The 12,572-nt window shown below is 34.8% G+C and carries 10 protein-coding genes; 5 read left to right on the top strand and 5 right to left on the bottom strand.

Annotation, left to right across the window (positions count from 1 at the left end; translation table 11 throughout):
- Positions 1–6: 6 nt before the first annotated feature.
- The 4 genes from J536_RS09510 to J536_RS09500 all read left to right on the top strand — a co-directional run bounded on the left by J536_RS09510 (position 7) and on the right by J536_RS09500 (position 4,794).
- Positions 7–1,413 carry an amino acid permease gene (locus tag J536_RS09510; RefSeq protein WP_032062767.1) on the top strand — a complete coding sequence of 469 codons (1,407 nt, stop codon included), beginning with the start codon at positions 7–9 and terminating at the stop codon, positions 1,411–1,413.
- Between the two features lie 7 nt (positions 1,414–1,420).
- Complete coding sequence (locus tag J536_RS09505) at positions 1,421–2,167, top strand: alpha/beta hydrolase (RefSeq protein ID WP_032062766.1); 747 nt, start codon at positions 1,421–1,423, stop codon at positions 2,165–2,167.
- A gap of 606 nt (positions 2,168–2,773) precedes the next feature.
- Entirely contained in the window at positions 2,774–3,055 is a 282-nt protein-coding gene (locus tag J536_RS0104300; RefSeq protein ID WP_032055927.1) for a DUF6527 family protein, read from the top strand.
- Between the two features lie 560 nt (positions 3,056–3,615).
- Positions 3,616–4,794: a S8 family peptidase gene (locus tag J536_RS09500; RefSeq protein WP_032055929.1), complete on the top strand. Its 1,179-nt coding sequence runs from the start codon at positions 3,616–3,618 to the stop codon at positions 4,792–4,794.
- Positions 4,795–4,840: 46 nt separating this feature from the next.
- Here the strand turns inward: J536_RS09500 and J536_RS09495 are convergent, their stop codons facing one another.
- Both J536_RS09495 and J536_RS09490 read right to left on the bottom strand, forming a co-directional pair.
- Positions 4,841–6,295 (bottom strand): SulP family inorganic anion transporter, encoded by a 1,455-nt coding sequence (locus tag J536_RS09495; protein WP_032062765.1) that lies wholly within the window; start codon positions 6,293–6,295, stop codon positions 4,841–4,843.
- Positions 6,296–6,519: 224 nt separating this feature from the next.
- Positions 6,520–7,152: an SOS response-associated peptidase family protein gene (locus J536_RS09490; RefSeq protein WP_032062764.1), complete on the bottom strand. Its 633-nt coding sequence runs from the start codon at positions 7,150–7,152 to the stop codon at positions 6,520–6,522.
- Positions 7,153–7,545: 393 nt separating this feature from the next.
- On the opposite strand from J536_RS09490, the gene J536_RS09485 reads away from it, so the two are divergent.
- The gene (locus tag J536_RS09485) at positions 7,546–8,982 is read left to right on the top strand and encodes a glucose/sorbosone family PQQ-dependent dehydrogenase (protein WP_032062762.1); all 1,437 of its coding nucleotides are present in this window, start codon (positions 7,546–7,548) and stop codon (positions 8,980–8,982) included.
- Positions 8,983–9,035: 53 nt separating this feature from the next.
- Here the strand turns inward: J536_RS09485 and J536_RS09480 are convergent, their stop codons facing one another.
- From J536_RS09480 to J536_RS09470, 3 genes are all read right to left on the bottom strand, one after another.
- On the bottom strand, positions 9,036–9,479 hold the full coding sequence (locus J536_RS09480) for a universal stress protein (protein WP_002120966.1): 444 nt from the start codon (positions 9,477–9,479) through the stop codon (positions 9,036–9,038).
- Positions 9,480–9,626: 147 nt separating this feature from the next.
- Positions 9,627–11,717, bottom strand: coding sequence for a putative bifunctional diguanylate cyclase/phosphodiesterase (locus J536_RS09475; protein ID WP_032062760.1), 2,091 nt, complete (start codon positions 11,715–11,717; stop codon positions 9,627–9,629).
- Between the two features lie 579 nt (positions 11,718–12,296).
- Entirely contained in the window at positions 12,297–12,512 is a 216-nt protein-coding gene (locus J536_RS09470; protein ID WP_002120955.1) for a hypothetical protein, read from the bottom strand.
- Between the last annotated feature and the right edge of the window lie 60 nt (positions 12,513–12,572).

Raw genomic sequence — 12,572 nt, 5'->3', positions numbered from 1 at the left:
GGGCCTATGAGCAGTTTTGATGAAATACAAAATCGAGAAGCGGGTTTACATAAAAAATTATCCGCAAAACAGATGGGAATGATTGCAATTGGTGGAGCGATTGGTACAGGGCTGTTCATGGGAAGCAAGTTCGCAATTAGCTTTGCTGGCCCAGCCGTCATTGTGAGTTATGCCATTGGAGGCTTAATCGCATTTGCTATTATGGCTTTTTTTGCTGAGATGACAGTCCAGCACCCTACGTCAGGCTCATTTGGGGCATATGCTGAGCATTATGTAAGTCCGCTTGCTGGGTTTTTAGTCCGTTATTGTTATTGGGCATGTATTGTATTAGCGGTCGGTACAGAAATTACAGCAGTTGCTGACTATATGAAATTATGGTTTCCTCATGTAGGTTCTTGGGTCTGGATTGCGTTTTTCTCGCTGACGTTACTTGTGGTTAATGCATATAGTGTTAAAGCATTTGGGTTGGTTGAATATTGGTTTTCGACAATAAAAGTCTTTGCAATTATTGTATTTATTCTTTTAGCAATTGGCATTCTGACTCAAAGTCATGGAGGAACAGCTCAGGTTCTTTCTAATTTAACCGAGCATGGGGGCTTTTTCCCTCATGGTTTTAGTGGAGTCTGGATTGGAGTAATCATTTCAATATTTAGTTATTTAAGTATTGAAATGATCGCTGTTGCAGCAGGTGAGGCTAAAGATCCAGAAAGAGCTGTTAAGAAAGCTTTTAAAAGTACGGCAATTCGCTTAATCCTATTTTATTTGCTGTCTTTATTTCTCATTGTGGCACTTGTTCCTTGGACAACTTTAATTGGAGCCGAAGCGACCAGCCCTTTTGTGATGGTAATGAAAATTGTAGGGATTCCATATGCAGATAGTATTTTAAATTTTATTGTAATTGTCGCGGCCTTATCAGCTATGAATAGTATGCTGTATATCTCAACACGTATGCTATTTAGCTTGTCACGAGCTGGTGATGCACCAAAACTATTTGGCCGTATTAGTCATAATGGTGTACCAATTAACGCGTTGCTATTGTCAGCGGTCGGTATTGGTATTGCGAGTATTGTTTATACCATTAATCCGAACTCGGCATTCCCGATCATGATTGCTTTATCTATGTTCGGTGCACTGTTCACTTGGGGCAGTATTTTTGTTACCCATATGTGTTTCAGAAGGCACATGGCACGAAAAGGAGAACAGTTAAAATTTAAGGTTCCAGCGAGTCAGTTAATCTCCCTGTTAGGATTAATCGCAATTTTGAGTATTACGATCACAACTTGGTTTACCAATGAATTTAAGTCAACTTTACAATTTGGAGTGCCATTAGTTGTTGTTCTTACGGTTTTTTACTATTTAAAGCGGTCATCAGCCAAGCTTGCTTTAAATGCTCATGAAGAATCATTGAAGTGAGAGATCTATGCGACCATATGACAATTCTAGAACTGTAGCGAATGAACATGAAATATTGGCAGAATTTAAAAGAACAAGCTTATTGAGCTATCAAAAATTTACCCATATTGCAGATATCCAATATGGCATGCACCTACGGTCAACTTTAGATTTATTTCCATTAGAGCAAGCCAAAAAGACTGTTATTTTTATTCATGGTGGTTATTGGCAATGGTGTGATAAATCAGATTTTGCATTCATCGTACCGTATGTTCTAGCAAAAGGAGTCCAGTGCGTTCTTTTAGAATATGATCTGGCCCCACAAAGCAAAATTTCAGATATTGCTTCTCAAATTAATCAAGCTCTCGATTTTATTCGAGAGCAAGACTGGAAAACTAATGAGGTAGTTTTGGTTGGACATTCGGCAGGGGCGCATCTGGCTGCTTTGTCATTAGGCCATCCACTCATATCTGAGATGGTTTTGTTAAGTGGAATTTATGATCTTGAGCCTATACAAAGTACACATTTAAATCATGCTCTCAATCTTTCAAGCGAAGATATCTTAAAATACAGCCCTGTTCATCAGTCAAAACGAATTACTACTCCATGTTCAATTTTCTGTGGTGAACTCGAACTTGATGAGTTGAAATGGCAAAGCCAAAATTATTTTGAAATGAAGAAAAGGCAAGATCAGGATTTTGTTTCTTTCAAGCTTATTCCTAAAATTAACCATTATTCTATTTTAAATCATTACTTTAATAATATTTTAATTTAAGTGTTTGAAATAGAATGTAATTGAGTAAAGAAAAACAGATTAAACTTATTAGAAGATAAAATGTGAGATAAATCACAACTCAACCTAATTTTTATAAAAATTAAGTATCCTTATTGACCTGACTATAGAACTTAATTAGATTAAAAAGATAGTGCTTTCTCACTAAGCGGCAAAATGTTTAGCTGTTGTTTAGTTGAGTTTCAAGTCCGTAGCTTCCCAAGATGCGGACTTTTTTATTTGATTTTTAAAAACAATAAGATAAATCGAATTTTTTTCTTGGATATGGCGGTAATATCTATTTAATGATTAATATGAGTTAATCACATAGCCCTTTGCCAAATAAGAAACAAACTAGTATTTGCTTTTCATTATTTAACTGGAATTATCATTTAATTAATAGATTATATAAAATATATTTTACCAAACTAACAAAGTGTGAGATTACACTCGGAACTTCATGAATTTGTCATATAGGTTAGATAAATTAAAAACAGAAAAATAAAAGAGAGAAGGCTATAGCACATAATTTAATAATATATAGCATCTGTAAATAAATGGTTTAGTCGGCTCTTATGAGTTGGCTTTTTTATTTTTAAAGGAGTGTTAATGAAAGTACAGTATTTTGAAGGAGGCATGTATAAACATATGTGTCCTGCTTGCGGATATCTTCATTATATTCCTGTACATTATCCTTTCTCTAACGGCAACCAATGGTTTTTTAATGGTAACTTGGAAAAACCGACATTTGATCCCATCATAAGTATAAATGAATATTGTAATTACTTTATTAAAGATGGCTTTATCGAATATAGCGTTAATTGTAGGCATCATTTAGCTGGTTGTAAGGTTGAACTGCCAGAACTAAAATTAAAAAGCTATAGAATATAATTGATTTTAGTATTTATTAATTATAACCATTTAAAAAACATTATATTCATTAATTATCACATATTTTTGCAATATATCTTTACATATTTGATACTGAACACCTATAGTTTAAAAAATTGTAAATCTCTTTTAGTTGAAGGCTATATTGTAATTTGCAAGAATTTTCATAACTCACTGTTTTATATTTTTATTTATGGATATCTGGAAATTTTTAAAAAGCTTTAATACAACTGGAACATATCTCATTATTTCTACATTTATATTATTTTTAATGATTATATATTTTTACATTATACATCCCACCTAAACTAAATTATAAATAAAGTAAGATAATTATTTATTCTAAAATGTTTGATGTATTGGTTTATTTGAATTGGTTCTCAATTTTAAATGAAAAAAGATAATAGCATTGTATAGGTCCAAGTTTTATGAAAACATGATGTGGTTATAATATATGGAGAATATAATAAAAATTCCTTTCTAAAGATGTTAATCCCTAAATATAAAGACTGTACTGATCATAACAATGATGTCTAAAGTAAAAAATATGGAGATTTTCTATGAAGTTTTGCCAAGTTTCGACTTTTCTTTTAGCAATAGCGCTGAGTCATTTAACCTATGCTGCACCTGCTACAACAAATTCTGTATTAGGCTCATCTGAAGCAAAAGGAATTATTAAAAATCAATATATTGTTATTCTTAATAAGGATGTGGGTTCTTCTAACGAGTTTGCACAAGGTATTGCTAAACAACATGGTGGGAAGGTATTACAGACCTATGATGCTGTACTTAAAGGATTTGCAATTTATTTACCCGATGTTGCCGGTACTGCTTTTGTTGAAGCAATGAAAAAAAATCCGAAAGTCGTTTCTATTGAAAATGACACAATCATGAAAGTCGATGCGACTACGCAAAGTAACCCAGATTGGGGACTAGATCGTATTGACCAAAGAAACTTACCTCTAGATTCAGCCTATTCGTACTTACAAACAGGTTCAGGCACAACCGCTTATATTGTTGATACAGGAATATTGTCTACACATCAACAGTTCTCTGGACGGGTATTAAGTGGCTATACCGCGATATCTGATGGTAATGGAACAAGTGACTGTCATGGTCATGGTACCCATGTGGCAGGAACAGTTGGTGGTAGTACCTATGGGGTTGCCAAGAATGTAAGCTTAGTGCCTATTCGGATTTTAGGATGTGATGGTTCTGGTGCTTCGAGTAATGTGATTGCTGGTTTAGATTGGATATTAAAAAATGGTAAAAAGCCAGCTGTAGTGAATATATCTTTAGGTGGTGAAGCAAACGCATCTTTAGATAGTGCAGTAGAAAACTTATTTAATAATGGCTATGTAATGGTTGTGGCTGCAGGAAACTCGAATACAGATGCATGTAGTTCTTCTCCTGCCAGAGTAAGTAAGGCAATTACTGTCGCTGCTACAGATAATACTGATACACGAGCGAGTTATTCTAATTATGGAAGCTGCGTTGATATTTTTGCGCCAGGAAGCCAGATCAATTCTTCATGGATTGGGAGCAATACAGCAACTAAAGTTTTAAATGGAACTTCAATGGCTACTCCACATGTTGTTGGAGTCGTAGCTGAAATGTTGCAAAGTACACCTACAGCAACACCTCAGACAATCTCAACTAATCTGTTAAATCAAGCAAGTAGTAATGTGGTAAAAAATCCTTCTGGTAGCCCAAATCGATTGTTATATAAATCACCTTAATAAGAAGTATGTCTTGAAATTGGAAAAGGTCCCGAAGGACCTTTTTTTAGATTTTTGCATGAGTACCGTATTTATCAATCATGATTGAGCTGGCTTCATTTAAACCGCGAACCGTTACCTGAATACCGTTCTTTTGAAATTTATTCACAACAGAATCTAACATGGCAACTGAGGTCACATCCCAAATATGAGAATGGGTGAGATCAATAATGACTTCTTTAACTTTTTCTTTAAAGTTAAAACTTTGCATAAATTTTTCAGATGAACTGAAAAATATTTGGCCTCTTAATTCATATAAACGAGCTTGATTTTCGAATGAAGTTTCAATACGAATATCGTTTTCTAGTTTATTTGCTAAGAAAAGTGCTGAAAGCAATACGCCAGTTAATACACCTAGCGCTAAGTTATGGGTAGCAACTACTACAATAACGGTTGCGATCATAACGGCATTACTACTTTTAGGATTATTTTTAAATTGAGTCAGAGAGCTCCACTCAAAAGTACTAATCGACACCATAATCATGACAGCAACCAGAGCAGCCATAGGGATTACTTTTAACCAATCACTTAAAAACACAACTAGAATAAGTAAGAATATTCCTGCACAAAAAGTAGATAAACGTGTACGACCACCAGATTTTACATTAATCATTGATTGACCAATCATGGCACAACCAGCCATGCCGCCCATAAAACCTGAAGCAATATTTGCGATACCTTGACCTTTACATTCTTGAAATTTATCACTAGATGTATCTGTCATTTCATCAACGATTGTTGCAGTCATCATTGATTCAAGTAAGCCAACCGCGGCAAGGGCTAAAGAATATGGAAGAATAATAAGAACTGTTTCTAAATTTAAAGGAATATTCGGAATTAGAAATATAGGTAACGTATCTGGTAATGAACCCATATCACCAACCGTTCGAACGTCAAATCCTAAAAAAATAGCGAGTAATGTGACCACTACAATACAAATAAGGGGCGAGGGAAAGAACTTTCCAATTTTTGGAATATAGGGGAAAAGGTAAATAATTCCTAAACCTATTGCTACTAATAAGTAGACATACCATGTAACGCTTATTAATTCCGGTAATTGGGCCATAAAGATGAGTATGGCGAGGGCATTAACGAATCCAATAACCACCGATTTAGAAACAAAACGCATGAGTTTAGCGAGTTTGAAATATCCTGCCAAAATCTGTATAACGCCAGTTAATACTGTTGCTGCAAATAAGTATTGAAGACCATGATCCTTTACAAGCGTTGTCATAACCAAAGCCATTGCGCCTGTAGCCGCCGAAATCATAGCGGGACGACCGCCTACGAAAGAAATAATAACGGCAATACAAAAAGAGGCATATAAACCAACTTTTGGATCTACACCCGCAATAATTGAAAATGCAATTGCTTCTGGAATTAAAGCAAGACCAACCACAAGACCAGAAAGAATATCTGCGCGGGCATTAGAGAACCATTGTTCTCGGACATTGGATAACATGAGAAATAGCCTAAGTTCTAAATTTAAAAGGCTAGTGATGTGATATACCAACACAAGCGACTACACCACATCACTAAACAGTGATGAGTTATTTACAATAGATAAGGGTAAATAAACTTAAGGTGGCGTAAGTGTCATAGGTATAGAGAGTTTGAGGCATTTAAAAGTGCCCGAAGAATAGCATAAGTTTTTAAGGCTGACTAACCTAAGTCGACTAAACCGATTTAATCATAATTTTTCATTTCAGCTTTTGGCATTGAGGCAAATTCATTCGCAGGCATATCTAAGAAAAAGTCTTTTGCTTCAGAATGAGTACAGTTGAGCCAATCATTTCTAAGATCATCAGGTATCACAATAACCGAACGCTTTTCATCATCAGGTTTGTGAAATTGTTTCATGAAAGGGTGATGATCAGCATTGATTGTTAATAGCGACATTGATCTAACTTTCTGTTCATCTATAAGTGTTTCTTCATAGATTGCAGCAAGGGTAAAAGGTTGTCGATCTTGACGGAAAATACCATACCAATGAGCTTTTCCATTAATGTATTTAGGTTCATAGATGGCTTCAACAGGAATAAGTGCGAACTGATCATTTAACCAAGCATGTTTAAAAGAGCGCTTTTGTTGTACTGTCTCTGTTCTGGCATTATACGTTGCATATTTGAATGCGATTTCTTTAGCGTAAGGGGGAAGCATTCCAAATTTAGCTTTTCTCCACTCAAGCTCATTTTGATGAGATAAAATGAGTGGACAATCATCACTCGGAAAAATATCCATCTTATATTCAAAAGTTGGTTCAAATAAGTCTAATTGATTGGCATGTATTCTCTTAATAGGTTTAAAGTTTGCACACATAAGACACCTTCGTTGTAAAAATAGCTCTCAATTACAGCTTCTAACTTTTAGTCTTTAGTGATGTATATTTTTATAATTAGAATTGTCTCTTTGAGTATTAATTTTTAACTATCAATTACTTCGTTAATAAATATTTATTTAACTCATGGCCATTTCAAAAAAGTTTCAGATATAAAATTAATAGAATAGATAAATCGTATAGTTAAGTTGCTCATCTTAAAGAGAGTTTATTCTGTTTTAATAGCTACTTTTATGCAACAGAGCCTTTCAGAAATTTAGATTTTAATAGATTCGTTATTCATCATAATACAAATCATATAGAGAACTCGTACAAACCCTTTATTAGAGGTTTAAAAATTCTCGGAAAATTTTGACAATTTATAAGGTGGACACATGAATAAACATTTATTGGCTAAAATTGCTTTATTAGGCGCTGCTCAGCTAGTTACACTCTCAGCATTTGCTGATGTTCCTCTAACTCCATCTCAATTTGCTAAAGCAAAAACAGAAAACTTTGACAAGAAAGTTATTCTATCTAATTTAAATAAGCCACATGCTTTGTTGTGGGGACCTGATAATCAAATTTGGTTAACAGAGCGCGCAACAGGTAAGATTTTAAGAGTGAATCCAGAGTCGGGTAGTGTAAAAACAGTTTTTCAGGTGCCAGAGATTGTCAATAACACTGATGGGCAAAATGGTTTATTAGGCTTTGCCTTTCATCCTGACTTTAAAAATAATCCTTATATCTATATTTCAGGCACATTTAAAAATCCGAAATCTACAGATAAAGAATTACCGAACCAAACGATTATTCGTCGTTATACCTATAATAAATCAACAGATACGCTCGAGAAGCCAGTAGATTTATTGGCAGGATTACCATCATCGAAAGACCATCAGTCTGGTCGTCTTGTCATTGGTCCAGATCAAAAGATTTATTATACGATTGGTGACCAAGGGCGTAACCAGCTTGCTTATTTGTTCTTGCCAAATCAAGCACAGCACACGCCAACTCAACAAGAACTGAATGGCAAAGACTATCACACCTACATGGGTAAAGTACTACGCTTAAATCTTGATGGAAGTATTCCAAAGGATAATCCAAGTTTTAATGGGGTGGTTAGCCATATTTATACACTCGGACATCGTAATCCGCAGGGCTTAGCATTCACTCCAAATGGTAAATTGTTGCAGTCTGAACAAGGCCCAAACTCTGACGATGAAATTAACCTCATTGTCAAAGGTGGCAATTATGGTTGGCCAAATGTAGCAGGTTATAAAGATGATAGTGGCTATGCTTATGCAAATTATTCAGCAGCAGCCAATAAGTCAATTAAGGATTTAGCTCAAAATGGAGTAAAAGTAGCCGCAGGGGTTCCTGTAACGAAAGAATCTGAATGGACTGGTAAAAACTTTGTCCCACCATTAAAAACTTTATATACCGTTCAAGATACCTACAACTATAACGATCCAACTTGTGGAGAGATGACCTATATTTGTTGGCCAACAGTTGCGCCGTCATCTGCCTATGTCTATAAGGGCGGTAAAAAAGCAATTACTGGTTGGGAAAATACATTATTGGTTCCATCTTTAAAACGCGGTGTTATTTTCCGTATTAAGTTAGATCCAACTTATAGCACTACTTATGATGACGCTGTACCGATGTTTAAGAGCAACAACCGTTATCGTGATGTGATTGCAAGTCCAGATGGGAATGTCTTATATGTATTAACTGACACTGCCGGAAATGTTCAAAAAGATGATGGCTCAGTAACAAATACATTAGAAAATCCAGGATCTCTCATTAAGTTTACATATAAGGCTAAGTAATACAGGCCATTAAAAAACCGATCTATTAAAGATCGGTTTTTTAGCTTTAGAAACTATTCAGTTACGACTAATACCGGTAAATGAATTTCTCCTAAAAGGGCTTGAGTCACACTTCCTAAGAAGAACTTTTTAAACCCTTTTCGCCCATGTGAGCCAATCACTAATAAATCTGCTTTTAGCTCATTAGCTGCTTTAATAATTTCTGTGTGGATTGTTTGACCCTCAACAATTTTTGTTTCAACAGAAATTCCATGTTGGCTAAATTGTTCTTTAGCTTGGTCTAAAATGCTCTGAATCGATGCTCTAGCTTTATTAAAATAATCCTGTGCTAATTCTGTACTATCAATGAATTCTACAGAAATGAAAGGATCTATGGTAAGTGCATATACTAGAGTCACTTTACTGCCAAAGGCCTTAGCAATTGCTGTTGCATGATTAACGGCAATAAGTGAAGTAGGAGAACCATCGACTGGAACCAAGATATGGTGATAACTCATATATTGCTCCTTATTGTCTTGTGACAATGTATGGTGCGGGAACACCGAAATTATTATCTTTATGCTTATATTATGAACAGTTTTTTTAAAATTATTGTTTATTTTTAGTATGAATAAAAACTAAAAGGTTTATTAAACATCTTATTTTCAAAGATTGTAATGACTTTCTAAGTAAGGCTGATTTTGTTTAAGTATGGAAATAACCTGAGCAGCATCTATAGCAGATTCAAACAAGAACCCTTGGCCTATGCTGTAACCAAATTGTCGAAGTAGTTCTTCTTGTTCAGGAGTTTCAATTCCTTCGGCGATAAGCCCAAGTGATAAATTTGGAGCGAGTAAACCAATTGCTTGGACAATTGCATAGATTGATGGGTCATGTTGCATCTTTTGGATAAAGCTACAATCTACTTTTAAACTGTCAATTGGGTAATCGCGAATATGGGTTAGCGATGAGAAACCAGTCCCAAAATCGTCAAGTGCAATACGTACCCCATGCTGTTTTAATTTATTAAGTGCACGGATCACATATTCCGAGCCTCGGTCGCCTAGCATGTGCTCAGTGACTTCCACTTCAATATAGTGCGTCGGAATTTGAAATTGATTAATCTTTTTCAAAAGTCTCTCAGCATAATTATCTCTTAAGAACTCAACTGGTGCAGCATTTAGTGAAACAGGGAGAGGGGTAATACCAAGAGTTATCCATTTGGCGATGTCACGTAGAACTTGGTGTTGCATCGTTTCACCGATCTTACTCGCTAAATTATAATCTTTAAACGCTTCCGCAATTTGTGCAGGGTAGCCTCTTTGAGCTGAGGTTGTATGCCATCTTAATAAAGCTTCAAATCCCACTACACGATGGGTATTTAGGTCTACTTTAGGTTGATAATAGGGTTGGATGGTATGATGGCGAATCAGCTGACGAGCTAAATTAAGCTGAGAAGCGACTGTTTCGGTCATTTGCATCATGCATGGATCATACATGCGAATACCCCCACGACCACGCGCTTTTAGATCATGCAATGCCATATCGGCACAACTAAGCAAACCTGACTGGTCTATGGCATCTTGCGGATAAATTGCGCAGCCAATGCTCATCCCACCATTTAAGACATTTCCTAAATAGGTAATCGGCTGATTTAACTGTTGAAGTAAAATGGCTGCTAACTCTCGGACATCATTTTCAGAATTGAGATTATTAATAATAACCGCAAATTCGTCTCCGCCTAACCGCGCAACAAAGCACTTTTCATCATCTACACAATGACTAAAGCGTTTAGAGAGAACTTTTAATAGATGATCGCCTGCGCTATGCCCTAAAGTATCATTAATATGTTTAAAGTGGTCGAGGTCAATTAAAAGTAACCCTACACTTGTTTGAGTGTCTTTTGAATATGAGAGAGTACGCTTAAGTTGAAATTTAAATGAACGCCGATTATATAATCCGGTCAGTTCATCTCTCTCACTCATATTCCTAAGCTGGTTTTCTGCCAAATGTTGTTGAGTAACATTACGTGAGACACAAAGGATTTGTCCAATTTCACCATTTTCCCGATGAATCGGGGTAAGCATATTATCCCAATACTCAGGATCCTGATCTGGCAAACAGCTCATTCCTGCAAATCTAGCAACTTTACCTTGAAGAGCTTTTTTCAAAGCGACTCGACCGCGTTTACGAATGTGCGGTGGTAATAGTTCGAGCCATTTCATTCCAAATTCTGTTTCATCAACAGGTACACCTAAAGCGAGGCATCCTGATTTGTTCATGTGAGAAAGTGTGCCGTCTACGTTCAGAACTTTAATACAATCTACACTGATATCTAACATCTGATTTTGTATTTCAATGTTCTTTTGCAAGTTTTGTTGTTCTTGAATATCGTGATCTATATCTAAAAAGCTAACATACCATTCGCTAGTTTGTGAGGAGCTGCGATACTTAGATGCTTGAATCGATAGTTTGCACCATCTATATTGATTTCCAGCTCGTAAAAGTCGACATTTTAATTCGATTCTTTTTTGTAGGCGAATTGCTTCGAGCCATCTGTTTTTGACTTCATCTAAATCGGCAGGATAAACAAAATCTAGCCATTGCGCTGGCAATGGAGAAAAAGTATCCAACCAATATTCTGTACACTCTATATTGCAATATAATATCAAGCCATTTTCATCACTCACCCAAGTTGGGAGTGGAATTTGCTCAACAATAAAATGCTTTTGGGTGTTGTTCGACATTGAAGTCATAACATGCCTAGAAAGATTGTGTTGATTAATCTATTTATTAGCCATTATTGTAATCTTTCTGTAGTAAGCAAAACAGCAAATAATAAATTTTATGTGTATTTTTTTTGAACTAAAATTGAGTTATTAAAACTAATATATACTAAAGATTTAATTTATGTTTTTGTTATTTATTAATTTTTATTTATCTTTCTTTAAAAAAATATTTATGCTTATTTTTGTAAAAAACTTATTAAAACAGCAGCTTATAATTATGCATATATATTTGTCATATTAAAAATAAAACTAAGAAAGTAGAAGGAGTAAAGATAAAAAATAAAGAATTTGATAAATCAAATTTTATTCATAATATAAACAAAGAAGCTCTCAAAAGAGGTTAATTAAATACAATAATCGCTATTAAGTTTACAAAAGTAATATAAAATAATAGCTTGTATTATCGTAAAATTCTTTTTGTCAAAAAGGATATATATTTCCTTTTTGTACATTTTATAGCCTACATTTTCCCCAAGATGTAGGTTTTTTTTATGCATAATTTTTATAAATTTTAATTATAAAAATAAAAAAAGCCAAAATGGCTTTTTATACAGTTTCTGGCTTGTTCAACTGTTGTTGTATGTACAGATTCATATAGTACTGTTCGATATAATCATCAGCATAGTTGTTTGCTAAGGTTTTTGTTGCCACTTGCTCATGTTTTAAATAGCAGTTTGATTCAAGGTCTTTTTCAAGTACCCACCAGCTACGGTTAATACGACGTACCTGAAATTTGTCACTTTTGTATTTTCTTTTAGCCATTTTCCGAAATTTGCTATTCAGTTATTGAAAGAGAATTTCTACTGGAGTTAAGAGCTCAAG

The sequence above is a fragment of the Acinetobacter sp. 809848 genome, assembly GCF_000581275.1.
Taxonomy (GTDB): Bacteria; Pseudomonadota; Gammaproteobacteria; order Pseudomonadales; family Moraxellaceae; genus Acinetobacter; species Acinetobacter pittii.
The sequence above is the reverse complement of the archived record's forward strand: the minus strand, read 5'-3'. Positions and strand labels throughout refer to the sequence as shown.